Here is a 17,189-nt window from a genome sequence, read left to right as displayed (position 1 = left end):
GCCGGGGTCCAGGTCGCGGCCCTGGTTGACACCAGCAGTCACGCCGACCTGCTGCGTGCCTGGCGCCAGATCCCGGCGGCCCTCGGCGGCTGGCGCGAACTGCGCAAGGGCCTGGGCCTGCTGAGGCAATTGCGGCGTGCCGGAGTCCAGCATTACCGGGGCGCGCGCGACTTGCAGATCGAGGGCCACGACCAGGCCCGGGCCCTGAGCTTTCGCTGCGGCGGGGATGAACACCGGCTCCCGGCGCAATTGATCCTGTTGCATCAGGGCGTGGTGCCCAACACCCAGATCAGTTGGTCGCTGCGCCTGGAGCACCAGTGGGACGAACAGCAACTGTGCTGGACCGTGCACCGCGACCCGTTTGGAGAAACCAGCCAGCCCGGCGTGTTTATCGCCGGTGATGCCGCGGCCATCGGCGGCGCCCTGGCCGCGCGGGAACAAGGGCGGATAGCGGCCCGGGGAATCGCCCGTCAGTTGCAGCCCCAGGCTGCCGCGCAGATCGATGCTCCACTGCCAGCGCTGCGCCGCGCCCTGGTCCGGCACCTGGCGGCGCGTCCGCTGATCGACACCCTGTACCGCCCGCAGCAGCAGAACCGCATCCCCGCCGACGACGTCATCGTCTGCCGCTGTGAAGAAGTCAGCGCCGGCGACCTGCGCCACTACGTCGACCTGGGCTGCCTCGGGCCGAACCAGGCCAAGGCGTTCGGCCGCTGCGGCATGGGCCCCTGCCAGGGCCGCCTGTGCGGGCTCAGCGTCAGCGAAGTGATCGCCGAGCGGCGCCAGGTTTCCCCGGCCGCCGTCGGCTACTACCGCATCCGCCCACCACTCAAACCCATCACCCTCAGCCAACTCGCAGGTGAAGCCTGCCTCGACCTTTCCCGGGAGCACCCATGACCTCTATCCAGCGTATCCACAGCAACCCACGACTAAGCCGCGTGGTGGTGCACAACCAGGTGGCCTGGCTCAGCGGCATCGTCGCCGCCGATTGCAGCCAGGACATCCAGGGCCAGACCCGCCAGGTGCTGGAGCGCGTCGACCAGTTGCTGGCCGAAGCCGGCAGCGACAAGAGCCGCCTGCTCAGCGTGCAGATCTGGATGAAAGACATGGCCGCCGATTTCGACGCCATGAACGCGCTGTGGAGCGCCTGGGTCGACCCCACGCAAACCCCGGCCCGAGCCACGGCCCAGGTGGCTTTCGACGACGCCGAAATCCGCCTCGAGCTGATTGTTACCGCCGCCGTCTGAGGCGCGGGCAAGCCGCCCGCACACGCGGGCAACCGGTCAGGGCAGCCACCTGCGAGCCGCCCGACCCTGCGTTCTCATTGCGACTGCCGATAACGGGCGCCTTGCATTGGCGAGTGCCCGATGTACAACAACACGCATCCGGAGCTTTGTATGAACCTGAAAAAAACCCTCACCGCCCTTGGCCTGGCCAGCCTCGCCAGTTTCGGCGCCAGCACCCAGGCCGCCGAGAAAACCCTGCGCGTGGGCATCGAGGCGGCCTACCCGCCGTTTGCCTACAAGACCAGCGACAACCGTCTGCAAGGGTTCGACTACGACATCGGCCAGGCCCTGTGCGCCAAGATGCAGGTCACCTGCCAGTGGCAGGAACTGGAATTTGACGGCCTGATCCCGGCCCTCAAGGTGCGCAAGATCGACGCGGCGATTTCTTCGGTGTCGATCACCCCCGAGCGCCTCAAATCGGTGGACTTCAGCGACCGCTACTACCGCATCCCGGCCAAGCTGGTGACCCGCAAGGGCAACGGCATCGAGGCCATTCCAGCGTCCCTGGCCGGTAAGCGCATCGGCGTGCAGCGCGCCACCAACTTCGACCGCTACGCCTCGGCCACCTTCGAGCCGGCCGGGGCGCAGATCGTGCGTTATGGCTCGCAGAATGAAATCTACCTCGACCTGCTGGCCGGCCGCGTCGACGCCACCCTGGCCAGTTCGGTGGCCGTCGAGGAAGGCCTGCTCAAACGGCCCGAAGGCGGTGACTATCACTTTGTCGGGCCCAGCTTCACCGACCCGCAGTACTTTGGCACCGGCATCGGCATCGCGGTGCGCAAGAACGACCCGCTGAGCGCCGAGCTGAACCAGGCCCTGGCGGCGATACGGGCCGACGGCAGCTATGAGCAGATCCGCAAGAAGTACTTCAACTTCGACATCTACGGCGAGTAAATCCTCCCCCTGGCGGACGCCGTTGCGGCCCGATTGCCGGCGACGGTGCCCATGCCAGACCTACCCCCCGAAGCTGGCCGGGCGCGTGACACGCGCCTGGCCAGTGGCGTTCGAAAGAGGCAACACCATGCGCAACAAACCGGTCCTGTCCCAGCCCGATGTCACCCAGATGCTGCTTGCGGCCGAGCACGCCGCCCGCGAACGCGGCTGGGCCGTGAGCATTGCCGTGGTCGATGACGGCGGCCATCCCCTGGGCCTGCTGCGGCTCGACGACGCGGCGCCCATCAGCGCCTACATCGCCACGGAAAAAGCCCGCACCGCCGCCCTCGGCCGGCGCGACAGCGGGGCCTATGAACAGATGATCAACGGCGGGCGCCAGGCATTTCTCAGCGCACCGCTGCTGCAAGGCATGCTCGAAGGCGGGGTGCCGATCCTGCACCTGGGGCAATGCATCGGCGCGATTGGCGTGTCCGGCGTCAGGCCCGAGCAGGACGCGGAACTGGCGCGCCTGGCTGTCGCCACACTGGACGCCGAGCAAGGCTGAAGCTCGTACCCCTGGCTCTGGCTAGGGGCTTGCGCCGAACATTCCGATACGAAAAATGCCGCCCTCCCCGCGCCCTTCGCTGCTTACCTTATAGCCAGGCATTCGTTGTGAGCCGTCAGTCGGATGGCCTCATGACGGCATTGTTTTTTGTCTCTATATGGATACACTCAGCCATGGATTACACCCTCCAGCAGACGCCCGGTTTTGCGCGCTGGCATGCGTCACTTCGCGATCTGCGAGCCAGGGTCGCCATCGCACGGCGCCTCGAGCGCGCGGCGGCGGGCAACCTCGGCGACGTCAAGGCGCTGGGCGGCGAACTCGGTGAAATGCGCGTCGATATCGGCGCCGGCTACCGCATTTATTTCATTCGGCGCGGCACCTGGCTGATCATTCTGCTGCAGGGTGGCGACAAGGCGACCCAGGCAGCCGACATCCACAAGGCCCGAGCCCTGGCAAAGGAGTTTTGATATGGCTGGCACACTTGTTCCCTTCGACATGGCAACCCTGCTCGACAGCGACGAGGCCATCAGCGAGTACCTGTCCCAGGTCCTGGCCGACGGCGACACCGATGAACTGCTGCGCGCCCTGGGCCACGTCGCCCGCGCCCGGGGCATGACCCAGATCGCCCGCGACACCGGCCTGGGCCGCGAAAGCCTGTACAAGGCGCTGGGCAGCCAGGGCAATCCCGAGTTCGCGACTATCATCAAAGTGATGAAGGCCCTGGGCCTCAAGCTGCACGCCAGCACTGCCTGAGCCGCGCTGCGACACCACACCGCACACGGCTTTTTTACTTATGCCCGGCGATCAGGCTAAATACCCGCCTGATCGCCCAACCCGACGGATCGTCCATCATGTCCCGACAACGGCTCGCATTTGCCTGGATCGCCTGCTTCGCAGTGCTGTTCAACATGCTTGCCATGCCGCTTTCCGGGGCCCTGCCGCGGGACGACCAAGGCGCCACCGAGCAACTGCTGTGGGGCAGCTTCTGTTCTTCGACCGGCACCAAGCTGGTGGCGATCTCCCTGGGCAAGCTCGAGCAAAAAACCCCGCAGAACGACGATCACTCCACCATGCAGCATTGCTGGTGCTGCTCCGGCTCAGCGCCCCTGGTGGCCTTGCCCGGGCATGTGCCGCAGCCATATTTCGCACGCTACGCCACCCACGGCAGCCTGCCGCCCACTCAGATCGACACCCCCACGCCGCGCCAGCAATGGCCGAGCCTGAACCCCGGTGCACCGCCCCTGGCGTGATTCCTTTCGCACGTGACCTGCGTTTTTGAATCACCCTGGAGAATTGCCATGTTCAAACCATCCCTGGTCAAGCAAGCCCTGCTGCTGGCCGCTGTACTGCTACCTGCCTGTTTCGCCAATGCCCATGAATACAAGGCCGGCGAGATTCAGATTGCCCACCCCTGGTCCCAGGAGCTGCCGCCGAACGCGCCGACCGTTGCTGCGTACTTCGTGCTGCACAACACCGGTAGCACGGCCGACACCCTGCTCAGCGTCGACACCCCGATTGCCGGCAAGGCCGAGCTGCATGAGCACGTGATGCAGGGCGACCTGATGAAAATGCAGCAAGTGCCCAAGGTGGCCATTGCCCCGGGTGCCGAGGTCAGCTTCGCGCCCATGGCTTACCACGTGATGCTGCTGGAGCTCAAAGACCGCAGCCTGCTGAGCGACGGCAAGCGCTTCCCGCTGACCCTGCACTTCGAGAAGGCCGGTGACGTAACGGTCGAGGTCGCGGTGCAGAAGCAGGCGCCCGACAACATGGCCGAGCACAAGCACGCCCAGTAATCACTGACCCGCGCTGTTCGTGAACGCCCTGCGCCCGCCCGGCGCCAGGCGATCCGTGCCGCCTCGCCACTCGATAAAAGTGCGTCGCGGTAGCTGGATCAGTCTGTTCGCCATGCTGATGATCTTTATCGGTCCGCTGATTTCCCAAGCGATGCCGATGGATCAGGCCATGCCGATGAACATGTCCATGTCGATGGACATGGACAGCGGCGAACCCGGCTGCCACGGCGAAACCCAACCCGGCGCACAACAAGGCAAGGCCCAGAGCGAACACCACGGGCTCTGGGAAAAATGCGGCTATTGCAGCCTGTTGTTCAACTGCCCGGCGCTGCCCGGCGGTTTGTCATTCAGCATCGCGGCGACGCCCCCCAACACCCCCTTTGTCAGCCCCTCCCCGCGCCTGGGTCACGCCCGGCAGACCGTGTTCCCCGGCGCCCTGACCCGCGCCCCGCCCGCCATCCGCTAGGCCCCTTGCTTCTCTCCCACGGCCGACTGTCGCCCCCACAGTCGCAGGCGCCCGGCCGTGTCGTTTGTGCCTATTGATGGAACATTTATGTTTTCTGCCAACACTCGCCTGGGCGCTGCCCAGGCTTGCAACACCTTTGCCCTGAAACCGTCCCATGTGCGTTTCAACCGCGCCATCGGCGTCATGTGCGGGGCCCTGCTCGCCCCCCTGGCCATGGCCGCCGAGCCTGCCGAGGACCTGCACCAGCACCCTCATCCGCAAGAACTCACGCCCACGGTGATTACCGCCATTGCCCCCAGCTCGCCGCTGACCGTGGTCACCAACCCCAAGGACCCGCGTCAGCCAGTGCCGGCCAGCGATGGCGGCGACTACCTGAAGACCATTCCCGGCTTTGCCCTGGTGCGCAACGGCGGCACCAATGGCGACCCGGTGCTGCGCGGGATGTTTGGTTCGCGGCTGAACATCCTGACCAATGGCGGCATGATGCTCGGCGCCTGCCCCGGGCGCATGGACGCCCCGACCTCCTACATTTCCCCCGAGACCTACGACAAGCTGACCGTGATCAAAGGCCCGCAAACCGTGCTCTGGGGCCCGGGCGCGTCGGCCGGGACCGTGTTGTTCGAGCGTGAGCCCGAGCATTTCGGCGAACTCGGGACCCGGGTCAATGCCAGCCTGCTGGCCGGCTCCAACGGTCGCTTCGACAAGGTGCTGGATGCCGCCGCCGGTGGCCCGCTGGGTTATGTCCGGGTAATCGGCAACACCGCCCACGCCGACGATTACAAGGACGGCAACAACGACACCGTGGCCTCGCGCTACGACAAGTGGAACGGCGATGTAGCCCTGGGCTGGACCCCGGACGCCGACACCCTGCTGGAGCTGACCGCCGGCAAGGGCGACGGCGAGGCACGCTATGCCGGACGCGGCATGGACGGTTCACAGTTCAAGCGCGAAAGCCTGGGGCTGCGCTTTGAGAGGTCCAACCTGGGCGAGGTGCTGGACAAGGTCGAGGCCCAGGTCTACTACAACTACGCCGACCACGTGATGGACAACTACAGCCTGCGCACGCCCTCGGGCACCGGGATGATGGCCGGGCCCATGGCGTCCAACGTCGACCGCCGGACCCTCGGCGCGCGGATCAAAGCCACCTGGCGCTGGGCCGATGTGCAACTGATCAGCGGCCTGGACGCACAGACCAACGAACACCGCCAACGCGCCAGCAGCGGCGTCGACACCTACAAGCAGCTGCCCCGCGAGAAGGACGCCGACTTCCACAACTATGGGGTCTTCGGCGAGCTGACCTGGTACGCCGCCGACCGCGATCGCCTGATCAGCGGCGCGCGCCTGGACCGCGCCTCGGCCAAGGACTATCGCCAGCGCCTCACCAGCAACATGATGAGCCGCCCCAACCCCACCGCCGACAACACCCGCGCCGACACCCTGCCCAGCGGCTTTGTGCGCTACGAGCATGATCTGGCCGACAGCCCGACCACCCTGTACGCCGGCCTGGGCCATACCCAGCGGTTCCCGGATTACTGGGAGCTGTTTTCGCCCAATACCGGCCCCGCCGGCTCGGTCAACGCCTTCGATTCGATCAAGCCGGAGAAAACCACCCAGCTCGATTTCGGCCTGCAATACAAAAGCGAAGACCTGGAAGCCTGGGCCTCGGGCTATGTCGGTCAAATCCGCGACTACATCCTGTTCAACTACCGCCCGGGGATGATGGGCACCACCTCCCAGGCCGAGAACATCGACGCCCGGATCATGGGCGGCGAACTGGGGGCCGCCTACAAGCTGACCTCCAACTGGAAGGCCGACGCCACCCTGGCCTACGCCTGGGGCAAGAACAGCAGCGATGGCAAGGCGCTGCCGCAAATGCCACCGCTGGACGCGCGCATGGGCCTGACCTACAGCCAGGATCAGTGGAGCGCCGGCGCCTTGTGGCGGGTGGTCGCGGCGCAGAACCGCATCGACCAGAACAAGGGCAACGTGGTCGGCAAGGACTTCGACAAGAGCGGCGGCTTCGGCGTGTTCTCGCTCAATGGCGCCTACCGCATCAACAAGAACCTGAAACTCAGCAGCGGCGTCGACAACCTGTTCGGCAAGGCCTACGCCGAGCACCTGAACCTGGCCGGCAACGCCGGGTTCGGCTATCCGGCCAATGACCCGCAAGCCATCAACGAACCGGGACGCACGCTCTGGACCAAGGTCGACCTGAGCTTCTGACCCCATAGCCGCTGCCGCCAGGCTGCGCTGGGGATGAGCGAGTGAATCCCGCTCAGGCCAGCGCAGCCTCGTGCCTCGGCAGCGGCTACCGAGCATGACTGGCAGCAACAGCTGCCCCTACAACAACAGATCCACTGCCGTGCGGAGCCTTATTCGATGACTCAACCCAAGGTGTCTTTCTACAACCTGGCCTGGCGCTGGCATTTCTACGCCGGGCTGCTGGTTGCGCCCTTTATGGTGATGCTGGCCCTGACCGGCATCATTTACCTGTTCAAGCCCCAGCTCGACCCACTGATGTACGGCGAGCTGCTCAACGTCCCCGCCGGGCACCACAGCCTCAGTGCCGACGAGCTGCTCAAGCGGGTGCAGGCGGTTTATCCACAGGCCCAGGTCAAACAGTACCTGCCGCCGATCAATGCCGAGCGCAGCGCACAATTCGTGGTGCAAAACGCCGGCGTCGAGTTGAACGTGTTCGTCGATCCCTACCACGGCGACATCCTCGGCGAGCAGCACGCCAAGCGCACGCTGCAGGCCGTGGCCCGGGCCATTCACGGCGAGCTGATGATCGGCACCCTGGGCGACCGCCTGGTGGAACTGGCCGCCGGCTGGGGCGTGATGCTGGTGGTGTCGGGCCTGTACCTGTGGTGGCCGCGCGGCACGTCCACGGCCGGGGTCCTGTGGCCACGCCTGAGCAGTCGCGGCCGCCTGTTCTGGCGCGACCTGCACAGCGTGGCGGGTTTCTGGGGCGCCGCGTTCCTGCTGGTGATGCTGTTGAGCGGCATGACCTGGACCGGCTTCTGGGGCAAGCAATACGCCGACCTCTGGAACCGCTTCCCGGCGGCCATGTGGAACAACGTGCCGCAGTCCGACCAGCAGGCCGGCGCCCTGAATAACGCCACGCGCCAGACCGTGCCCTGGGCCCTGGAGAACACGCCGATGCCGATGTCCGGCGACCATGCCGAACACATGGCCCACGGCGCCGCCGACCACGCGCCGGCAGCGCCCGCCATCAGCTTGCAGCAGGTGCAGGACATCGCTCGCCAGCGCCAGGTCGAGCCCGGCTACAGCATTACCCTGCCCACCACCGCCAGCGGCGTGTTCACCCTCGCGGTGTTCGCCGACGACCCGCGCAACGACGCCACCCTGCACATCGACCAGTACACCGGCCAGGTTTTGGCCGATGTGCGCTGGCAGGACTACAGCCCCGTGGCCCGCGCCACCGAGGTCGGGGTCATGCTCCACGAAGGCAAGATGTTCGGGCCGCTGAACCAGCTGGCGGTGCTGTTGATCTGCCTGATGATTCTGCTCAGCGCCGTCAGCGGCCTGGTGATCTGGTGGAAGCGCCGCCCCACTGGCCGACTCGGCGTGCCGCCGCTGCGCCATGACCTGCCGAAGTGGAAAACTGCGATGTGGGTGATGCTGGCCCTGGCCTTGGCGTTTCCCCTGGTGGGCGCGTCGCTGATTGTGGTGTGGCTGCTCGATCGCCTGCTGTTGTCACGCTGGAACCGTGCATCTGAGTCGGCCTCATCTTCAACATGAGCCCGGCGAGATGCGCGGCGTTTGCGCTTCTGTAGACTGTGCGCGGCCCGGCTCGCCCCGGGCCAATGTTACTTTGTAACCTACAAGTGTAAGCTTGCTGCCCGCCGCCCCATCGCGGCGCCGGGCAATCAATACGGATCGCGCATGACCTCGCTGAACCTCACCAACCTGGCCTGGACACCCCTGGGCCAGGGCCATTGTCATCACCAGTTCCAGCTGCGTGAGGCCAGCCTGCATGTGGCACCGGGGGAGTTCGTCGGCCTGATCGGGCCCAATGGCAGCGGCAAGACCAGCCTGCTGCGCTGCGCCTATCGCTTCAGCAAACCGCAGCAGGGCGAGGTGCGCCTGGAGCATTACGACCTGTGGCGGCAATCGCCACGCTGGTGCGCGCAACGCATCGCCGTGGTGCTGCAGGAGTTCCCCGATGCCTTCGGTCTGACCGTTGCAGAAGTGGTCGCCATGGGCCGGACCCCGCATAAGGGCTTGTTCGATGGCGACACCCCCCATGACCGCGAGCTGGCCCGCCAGGCCTTGCAGTCGGTAGGCCTGCTGGGCTTTGAAACGCATGCCTTCGCCACCCTCTCCGGAGGTGAAAAACAGCGGGTGATTCTGGCCCGCGCCCTGGCCCAGCAGCCGCAATTGCTGATCCTCGACGAGCCGACCAACCACCTCGACCCCCGCTACCAATTGCAACTGCTGCAATGGGTGAAACGCCTGGGGGTAGGCACCCTGGCCAGCATCCACGACTTGAACCTGGCCGCGGCTTTCTGCGACCGGCTGTATGTGCTCGATCACGGGCGCATCGTCGCCAGCGGCACGCCGACCGAGGTCCTGACCGCCGAACTGCTGCGCGAGGTGTTCGGGGTCGAGGCCCTGATCGATCGCCATCCGCTGGCCGACCACCCACGCATTACCTGGATAACCCAACCATGACCCTGCGCGTCCTGCTGTGCCTCGCCCTGTCCCTGGCAGCCGGCCAAGCCCTGGCCGAGGCCACCCGCTACCCGCTGACCGTCCACAGTTGCAACCGCGAAGTGACCTTCAACCAGGCCCCCCGGCATGCCCTGAGCCACGACATCAACATGACCCAGATGATGCTCGCCCTCGGCCTCAAGCCGCGCATGGTCGGCTACAGCGGCATCAGCGGCTGGAAGGCCATGACTCCCGAGATGCAGGCCAGCCTCGCCGGGCTGCCGGAACTCGCGGCCAAATACCCGTCGGTGGAAACCCTGCTCAACGCCAACGTCGACTTCTTTTTTGCCGGCTGGGACTACGGCATGCGCGTCGGTGGCGACCTCACGCCCCAGACCCTGGCGCCACTGGGCATCAACGTCTATGAGCTGACCGAGTCCTGCGCCTTTGTCATGAAACGCCCGGCCGCCAGCCTCGACGACACCTACAACGACCTGCGCAACCTGGGGCGCATTTTCGATGTGCAGGACCGCGCCAACCAATTGATCAGCCAGATGCAGCAGCAGGTGGCCGAGGTCAAACAACAGCTGCCCGCCGACCGGCCACGGGTATTCCTCTACGACAGCGGTGAAGACCGCGCCATGACCTCGGGCCGCCTGGGCATGCCCCAGGCCCTGATCGATGCTGCCGGCGGGCGCAACATTCTCGCCGACCTGGACACCAGTTGGACCCGGGTCAACTGGGAGACCGTGGTCGAGCGCAACCCGCAGGTGATTGTGATCGTCGACTACAGCGAAATCAGCGCCGAGCAGAAGCAGCAGTTCCTGCTGGACAACCCGGCGTTGCAGTCGGTGGACGCCATCAGGAACCGGCGCTTTATCGTGATCCCCTACGTCCAGGCCACCCCGGGCATCGATAACGTGCTGGCGGTGCAGACCCTGGCCAAGGGTTTCCACGGCCCATGATCAACCGTCGTTATGCCGGGCTGCTGATGCTCCTGGGCGCGCTGTTGCTGGTGTCTTGCGTGGTCTCCCTCGGTTTCGGCCCGGCGCCGGTGCCACTGGACGTGGTGTGGCGCATCCTGCTGCACAAGGCCCTGGGTATCGGTGAGGTGAGCTGGAATGCCGGGCAGGAACATATCGTCTGGCTGATCCGCGTGCCGCGCATGGTGCTCGGGGCCTTGGTGGGCGCCGGGTTGGCGCTGATCGGCGCGGTGCTGCAAGCGGTGACGCGCAACCCGCTGGCCGACCCGCACCTGCTGGGGGTGACGTCCGGCGCGACCCTGGGCGCAGTGATTGTAGTGCTGCATATGGGGCAAGTGATCGGTCTCCTGACCCTGCCCCTAGCGGCCTTTGTCGGCGCCTTGCTCAGCATGCTGCTGGTGCTCGGCATCGCCGCGCGCCACGGCCGTCTCGACAGCGATCGCCTGCTGCTGTGTGGGGTCGCGGTGTCCTTTGTGATGATGGCGATCGCCAATCTGCTGTTGTTTGTGGGCGACCACCGCGCCAGCTCGGCGGTGATGTTCTGGATGCTCGGCGGCCTCGGCCTGGCGCGCTGGGAATTGCTGACGATTCCCGCCATCAGCGTGTTGCTCGGCCTGGCGTTGCTGCTGGGCATGGCGCGCCCGCTGAACGCGCTGATGGCCGGCGAGCAGACCGCCGTGACCCTGGGCCTGAACGCCCGCAACGTGCGCCTGCGGGTGTTTTTGATCGCCTCCCTGATGACCGGCGTGCTGGTGTCCATCAGCGGCTCCATCGGTTTTGTCGGGCTGATGGTGCCGCACATTGCCCGCCGCCTGGTGGGCGCCGAACACCGGCGCCTGCTGCCGGTGTGCGTGCTGCTGGGCAGCCTGTTCCTGGTCTGGGTCGACGTCGCGGCCCGCACCCTGATCGCCCCCGAAGACCTGCCGATCGGCGTGGCCACGGCGGCGATTGGCGGGTTGTTCTTTATCGGGCTGATGCGCCGGCGCTGAAGGCCCTCGGCATCCAGACAAGGCCGCGCCTGGGCGATTTCCACAACCGCTCGGCACGCCCTAGAATGCGCACCTCACACTGCTCAGGATGAGTCTCATGTTGAAAAATCTCTGGCTGTCGCTGCTGGTATTTGGCTCCAGTAGCGCCATGGCCGGCAGCACGGTCGATGTCTCGGAAATCTACGGCAACATCCAATTCGTCAACAGCTTCCCGGACTACAAAGTCAAGATGGTGCGCTCCTTTCCCGACCTGAAGGTGAAGCAGGTCAGCTCCTTCGCCGACTCGCCAGGCGAGTGGAAAATCGTCAACAGTTTCCCGGATTACAAGATCCAGATTGTCGACTCCTTCCCCGATTTCACCATCCAGTATGTGGACTCCTTTCCCGGCGCGAATTGAAGCCAGCTCGCAACCTCGGCTGCCGCCCTGCGGCAGCACCACAATGAAGCACCCCGACGCACCACCCCCTGCCCAAGGCCTCGTCTTGGGGCATCGCCCGCCCTGACTCTGCGCGCAAGGCGACGTTTTCATGCCTTGCAGCGACTCGGCACACCCCTTGCAAAACAGCTTTTCAGTAGCTCGCATCTGCCACCTGAAAAACTCAAATAGTCATGGGGATCGCACAATGAAGCGTCGCAGCTTGATCAAGGCTTTCACACTCACGGCAAGCATTGCCGCGATGGGCTTGACCTGGACCGTCCAGGCCGCCGAGACCATCAAGGTCGGTATCCTGCATTCGCTGTCGGGGACCATGGCGATCTCCGAAACCTCGCTCAAAGACATGGCGCTGATGACCATTGACGAGATCAACGCCAAGGGCGGGGTCAACGGCAAGATGCTGGAGCCGGTGGTGGTCGACCCTGCCTCCAACTGGCCGCTGTTCGCCGAGAAGGGCCGTCAGTTGCTGACCCAGGACAAGGTCGCGGTGGTGTTCGGTTGCTGGACCTCGGTGTCGCGCAAATCGGTGTTGCCGGTGTTCGAAGAGCTCAATGGCCTGCTGTTCTACCCGGTGCAGTACGAAGGCGAAGAGATGTCGCCCAACGTCTTCTACACCGGTGCCGCGCCCAACCAGCAGGCAATCCCGGCCGTGGAATACCTGATGAGCGAAGACGGCGGCGGCGCCAAGCGCTTCTTCCTGCTGGGCACCGACTACGTGTACCCGCGCACCACCAATAAAATCCTGCGTTCGTTCCTCCATTCCAAGGGCGTGGCCGACAAGGACATCGAAGAGGTCTACACCCCGTTCGGCCATGCCGACTACCAGACCATCGTGTCCAACATCAAGAAATTCTCCGCCGGGGGCAAGACCGCCGTTATCTCCACCGTCAACGGCGACTCCAATGTGCCGTTCTACAAAGAGCTGGCCAACCAGGGCCTGAAAGCCACCGACGTGCCGGTGGTGGCCTTCTCCGTGGGCGAGGAAGAACTGCGCGGGATCGACACCAAACCCCTGGTGGGCAACCTCGCGGCGTGGAACTACTTCGAGTCGGTGGATAACCCCACCAACAAGAAATTCGTCGCCGACTGGAAGGCCTACGCCAAGGCCAAGAACCTGCCGGGGGCGGACAAGGCCGTGACCAACGACCCGATGGAAGCCACCTATGTCGGCATCCACATGTGGGCCCAGGCGGTGGAGAAAGCCAAGTCCACCGACGTCGACAAGGTCCGCGAGGCCCTGGCCGGCCAGACCTTTGCCGCGCCGTCCGGCTACACCCTGACCATGGACAAGACCAACCACCACCTGCACAAGCCGGTGATGATCGGCGAGATCCAGCCCGACGGTCAGTTCAACGTGGTGTGGCAGACCGAAGGCCCGATCCGCGCCCAGCCGTGGAGCCCGTTCATTCCGGGTAACGACAAGAAGCCGGACTACGCGGTCAAGAGCAACTAAGCGAGGGATGGAAGCCGGACGCCGTCTGCGGTCCGGCACAACCTCTGTCGCCGCTGCCGAAGGCTGCGACCCGCCCGGGCCAACCGGGCCAGCGCAGCCTCCGGCAGCGGCGACAGGATCACGCACAGGCCCCGGCCTGTCCGCGCAAGGCCAACGATATGCCCACTGCCCTTTACCGTTTTATCCTCGCCTGCCTGCTGCTGTTGCCGCTGGCAGCCAGGGCCGGTGACGCCGAAGACTTCGTCGCGGCCAACCCGTCCCGGCAGGCCCAACTGCTGGAAGCCTGGGCTGCGCAGCCCGACCCGGCGCGCGTCGAACTGATCAACGCCTTGCAGCAAGGCCAGCTGACGGTCGACGGCCAAGCCAAGACCCTGCGCCTGAACAACCGCTTGCGGGGGCTGATCGACACCGCCCTGGCCAGCCACCAATTGCTCGCCGCCGACAGCAAGCTCCGCCTCGCCGCAGCCCAGCAACTGCAAAAGAGCGCCAAGCCGGCGCAACTCGCATTCCTTGATCGGCAATTGGCCGCGGAACCGGACCAACGCGTACACGCCGCCCTGAGCCTGGCCCTGGCCAACCTGCAACTGGTGGACAGCGACCCGGCGGTACGCCTGGCCGCCGTGCGCCTGCTCGGTGAAACCGGCGACCCGCTGGCCCGTACCCGCCTCGAAGGCCTGCTCGAACCCGGGGTCGAAGCCGACGCCGCGGTGCGCACCGCGGCCGAAACCAGCCTGGCCCAGGTCAAGCGCAAGCTGCTGGTGGGCGAGGTGCTGGGCCAGGCCTTCAGCGGCCTGTCCCTGGGCTCGATCCTGCTGCTGGCGGCCCTGGGGCTGGCGATCACCTTCGGTTTGCTGGGGGTGATCAACATGGCCCACGGCGAGATGCTGATGCTCGGCGCCTACTCCACCTACGTGGTGCAGTTGCTGTTCCAGCGCTTCGCCCCGCAGGCCATCGAGTTCTACCCGTTGATTGCGCTGCCGGTGGCGTTTTTCGTCACGGCGGCGATCGGCATGGCCCTGGAGCGCACGGTGATTCGTCACCTCTACGGCCGCCCGCTGGAAACCCTGCTGGCAACCTGGGGCATCAGCCTGATGCTGATCCAACTGGTGCGCCTGGTGTTCGGCGCGCAGAACGTCGAGGTGGCCAACCCGGCCTGGCTCTCGGGCGGGATCCAGGTGCTGCCCAACCTGGTGCTGCCGTACAACCGCATCGTGATCATCGGCTTCGCGCTGTTTGTCGTGGTGCTCACCTGGCTGCTGCTGAACAGGACCCGCCTGGGCCTGAACGTGCGCGCCGTGACCCAGAACCGCAACATGGCCGCCTGCTGCGGCGTGCCCACCGGGCGCGTCGACATGCTCGCCTTCGGCCTCGGCTCGGGCATCGCCGGGCTGGGCGGCGTGGCCCTGAGCCAGATCGGCAACGTCGGCCCGGACCTGGGCCAGAGCTACATCATCGACTCGTTCCTGGTGGTGGTGCTGGGCGGGGTCGGCCAGTTGGCCGGTAGCGTGCTGGCGGCCTTTGGCCTGGGGGTCGCGAACAAGATTCTCGAACCGCAGATCGGCGCCGTGCTCGGCAAGATCCTGATCCTCGCGCTGATCATTCTGTTTATTCAGAAACGTCCGCAAGGCCTCTTTGCTCTGAAAGGACGGGTGATCGACTGATGAATCAACCACTGCTCGTAACCGCCAGCCAGAAAGCCGGACCCAGGGTCACGCTCACCGTCGGTGCGCTGCTGCTCCTGGTGCTGCTGGCCCTGCCGCTGTTGTCGCTGCTGGCCGCGGACAACCCGCTGCACGTCTCAGCCTACACCCTGACCCTGGTGGGCAAGATCCTCTGTTACGCCATCGTCGCCCTGGCCCTGGACCTGGTCTGGGGCTATGCCGGGCTGCTGTCCCTGGGCCACGGGCTGTTCTTTGCCCTGGGCGGCTATGCCATGGGCATGTACCTGATGCGCCAGGCCTCGGGCGATGGCTTGCCGGCGTTCATGACCTTCCTCTCATGGACCGAGCTGCCGTGGTACTGGGTCGGCACCAGCCATTTCCTCTGGGCCCTGTGCCTGGTGGTGCTGGCCCCGGGATTGCTGGCCCTGGTGTTCGGTTTCTTCGCCTTCCGCTCGCGGATCAAGGGCGTGTATTTCTCGATCATGACCCAGGCCCTGACCTTCGCCGGGATGCTGCTGTTCTTTCGCAACGAGACCGGGTTTGGCGGCAATAACGGCTTCACCAATTTCCGCACCATTCTCGGTTTCGGCATCACCGAACCCGGGACCCGCGCGGTGCTGTTTTGCGCCACCGTGCTGTTGCTGGTGGCCAGCCTGTGGATTGGCTGGCGCCTGGCGCGGAGCAAGTTCGGCCGGGTCCTGACCGCCCTGCGCGACGCCGAGAACCGCCTGATGTTCTGCGGCTACGACCCGCGCGGCTTCAAGCTCTTCGTGTGGGTGCTGAGCGCGGTGCTGTGCGGCCTGGCCGGGGCCTTGTATGTGCCTCAGGTGGGCATCATCAACCCCAGCGAAATGTCGCCGACCAACTCCATCGAGGCGGCCGTGTGGGTGGCCCTGGGCGGGCGCGGCACGCTGATCGGTCCGCTGCTGGGGGCCGGCGTGGTCAACGGCATGAAGAGCTGGTTCACCGTGGCCTTCCCGGAGTACTGGCTGTTCTTCCTCGGGGCGCTGTTTATCGTGGTGACCCTGTACCTGCCCAAGGGCGTGATCGGTTTGCTGAAGAAAAGGGGCGAACAATGAGAGTCACGGCGACGGCTGAATTCATGCTCGAACCTATCCTGGAACCGAATAAAGACGCCGGCGCCAGCCGCGATGCCATCGGCCTCGGGCAGGCCGCTGGCAAGGGCCTGAACACACGCCACGGGACGATCCTGACCCTGGAAGACATCAGCGTCAGCTTCGATGGCTTCAAGGCCCTCAACGACCTGAACCTGTACATCGGCGTCGGCGAACTGCGCTGCATCATCGGCCCCAACGGCGCAGGCAAGACCACCCTGATGGACGTGATCACCGGCAAGACCCGGCCCAGCCACGGCAAGGCCTGGTTCGGCGAAACCCTGGACCTGGCGGCGATGAGCGAAGTGCAGATCGCCCAGGCCGGGATCGGCCGCAAGTTCCAGAAACCCACGGTGTTCGAAGCCCTGAGCGTGTTCGAGAACCTGGAGCTCGCGCAAAAGACCGACAAATCGGTGTGGGCCAGCCTGCGGGCCCGACTCAGCGGCGAACAGCGCGACCGTATCGACGAGGTGCTGCAGACCATTCGCCTGACCGCCTCGGTCCAGCGTCCGGCGGGCCTGCTGTCCCATGGCCAGAAGCAGTTCCTGGAAATCGGCATGCTGCTGGTGCAGGACCCGCAGTTGCTGCTGCTCGATGAACCGGTGGCCGGCATGACCGACGCCGAAACCGAGTTCACCGCCGAACTGTTCAAGAGCCTGGCCGGCAAGCATTCGCTGATGGTGGTGGAGCACGACATGGGCTTCGTCGGCGCCATCGCCGACCACGTCACCGTGCTGCACCAAGGCAGCGTACTGGCCGAGGGCTCCCTGGAACAGGTGCAGGCCGATGAACGCGTGATCGAGGTTTATTTGGGCCGATGAATCGGCCAGCGGCAAGTTGCGAGCTGCAAGCGGCAAGTTGAAAGCAACGCCGTACACCCGCTGTTTCTTGCAGCTTG

Annotated in this window: 19 protein-coding genes; all 19 read left to right on the top strand. The window is 65.6% G+C overall.

Translation table 11 applies throughout. The annotated features are described in order from the left end of the window. Positions 1 to 894 (top strand): (2Fe-2S)-binding protein (locus CF161_RS21715; protein ID WP_020298761.1); only part of this gene is annotated, 894 nt, incomplete at its 5' end. Beyond that, entirely contained in the window at positions 891 to 1,244 is a 354-nt protein-coding gene (locus CF161_RS21710) for a RidA family protein (protein WP_020298760.1), read from the top strand. The genes CF161_RS21715 and CF161_RS21710, both read left to right, overlap by 4 nt. Positions 1,245 to 1,394: 150 nt before the next feature. Then, the gene (locus tag CF161_RS21705) at positions 1,395 to 2,177 is read left to right on the top strand and encodes an ABC transporter substrate-binding protein (RefSeq protein WP_020298759.1); all 783 of its coding nucleotides are present in this window, start codon (positions 1,395 to 1,397) and stop codon (positions 2,175 to 2,177) included. Positions 2,178 to 2,304: 127 nt separating this feature from the next. After that, positions 2,305 to 2,721: a heme-binding protein gene (locus CF161_RS21700; protein ID WP_020298758.1), complete on the top strand. Its 417-nt coding sequence runs from the start codon at positions 2,305 to 2,307 to the stop codon at positions 2,719 to 2,721. A gap of 173 nt (positions 2,722 to 2,894) precedes the next feature. Continuing rightward, a complete protein-coding gene (locus tag CF161_RS21695) occupies positions 2,895 to 3,188 on the top strand; it encodes a type II toxin-antitoxin system RelE/ParE family toxin (RefSeq protein WP_020298757.1) in 294 nt (97 codons plus the stop codon). A 1-nt stretch (position 3,189) separates the two neighbouring features. Continuing rightward, positions 3,190 to 3,474: an addiction module antidote protein gene (locus CF161_RS21690; RefSeq protein ID WP_020298756.1), complete on the top strand. Its 285-nt coding sequence runs from the start codon at positions 3,190 to 3,192 to the stop codon at positions 3,472 to 3,474. 98 nt (positions 3,475 to 3,572) lie between these two features. Next, complete coding sequence (locus CF161_RS21685; RefSeq protein WP_020298755.1) at positions 3,573 to 3,971, top strand: DUF2946 domain-containing protein; 399 nt, start codon at positions 3,573 to 3,575, stop codon at positions 3,969 to 3,971. Positions 3,972 to 4,019: 48 nt separating this feature from the next. Next, positions 4,020 to 4,514, top strand: coding sequence for a copper chaperone PCu(A)C (locus CF161_RS21680; RefSeq protein ID WP_020298754.1), 495 nt, complete (start codon positions 4,020 to 4,022; stop codon positions 4,512 to 4,514). A gap of 55 nt (positions 4,515 to 4,569) precedes the next feature. After that, entirely contained in the window at positions 4,570 to 4,980 is a 411-nt protein-coding gene (locus CF161_RS21675) for a DUF2946 domain-containing protein (RefSeq protein ID WP_043230071.1), read from the top strand. A 183-nt stretch (positions 4,981 to 5,163) separates the two neighbouring features. Beyond that, positions 5,164 to 7,203: a TonB-dependent copper receptor gene (locus tag CF161_RS21670; RefSeq protein ID WP_371106537.1), complete on the top strand. Its 2,040-nt coding sequence runs from the start codon at positions 5,164 to 5,166 to the stop codon at positions 7,201 to 7,203. A gap of 156 nt (positions 7,204 to 7,359) precedes the next feature. After that, positions 7,360 to 8,742, top strand: coding sequence for a PepSY domain-containing protein (locus tag CF161_RS21665; RefSeq protein ID WP_020298750.1), 1,383 nt, complete (start codon positions 7,360 to 7,362; stop codon positions 8,740 to 8,742). Between the two features lie 144 nt (positions 8,743 to 8,886). Continuing rightward, on the top strand, positions 8,887 to 9,675 hold the full coding sequence (locus CF161_RS21660) for an ABC transporter ATP-binding protein (protein ID WP_020298749.1): 789 nt from the start codon (positions 8,887 to 8,889) through the stop codon (positions 9,673 to 9,675). Continuing rightward, positions 9,672 to 10,619: an ABC transporter substrate-binding protein gene (locus tag CF161_RS21655; RefSeq protein ID WP_020298748.1), complete on the top strand. Its 948-nt coding sequence runs from the start codon at positions 9,672 to 9,674 to the stop codon at positions 10,617 to 10,619. The genes CF161_RS21660 and CF161_RS21655 overlap by 4 nt, the downstream gene beginning before the upstream one ends. After that, positions 10,616 to 11,626, top strand: a complete 1,011-nt coding sequence (locus tag CF161_RS21650) for an iron ABC transporter permease (protein ID WP_020298747.1) — start codon at positions 10,616 to 10,618, stop codon at positions 11,624 to 11,626. Before CF161_RS21655 ends, CF161_RS21650 begins: the two co-directional genes overlap by 4 nt. A gap of 97 nt (positions 11,627 to 11,723) precedes the next feature. Further along, positions 11,724 to 12,023, top strand: coding sequence for a hypothetical protein (locus CF161_RS21645; protein WP_020298746.1), 300 nt, complete (start codon positions 11,724 to 11,726; stop codon positions 12,021 to 12,023). 226 nt (positions 12,024 to 12,249) lie between these two features. Continuing rightward, positions 12,250 to 13,515 carry an urea ABC transporter substrate-binding protein gene (gene urtA / locus CF161_RS21640; protein ID WP_020298745.1) on the top strand — a complete coding sequence of 422 codons (1,266 nt, stop codon included), beginning with the start codon at positions 12,250 to 12,252 and terminating at the stop codon, positions 13,513 to 13,515. Between the two features lie 158 nt (positions 13,516 to 13,673). Beyond that, positions 13,674 to 15,176, top strand: a complete 1,503-nt coding sequence (gene urtB / locus CF161_RS21635; protein WP_020298744.1) for an urea ABC transporter permease subunit UrtB — start codon at positions 13,674 to 13,676, stop codon at positions 15,174 to 15,176. After that, positions 15,176 to 16,255, top strand: a complete 1,080-nt coding sequence (gene urtC, locus CF161_RS21630) for an urea ABC transporter permease subunit UrtC (protein ID WP_020298743.1) — start codon at positions 15,176 to 15,178, stop codon at positions 16,253 to 16,255. Before urtB ends, urtC begins: the two co-directional genes overlap by 1 nt. Next, entirely contained in the window at positions 16,252 to 17,112 is an 861-nt protein-coding gene (gene urtD / locus CF161_RS21625) for an urea ABC transporter ATP-binding protein UrtD (protein ID WP_020298742.1), read from the top strand. Before urtC ends, urtD begins: the two co-directional genes overlap by 4 nt. Positions 17,113 to 17,189: the final 77 nt, after the last annotated feature.

This window comes from Pseudomonas sp. CF161, from assembly GCF_000416215.1.
Lineage (GTDB): Bacteria > Pseudomonadota > Gammaproteobacteria > Pseudomonadales > Pseudomonadaceae > Aquipseudomonas.
Note: the sequence above shows the minus strand (reverse complement) of the source record. Positions and strands in the feature narration are given on the sequence as shown.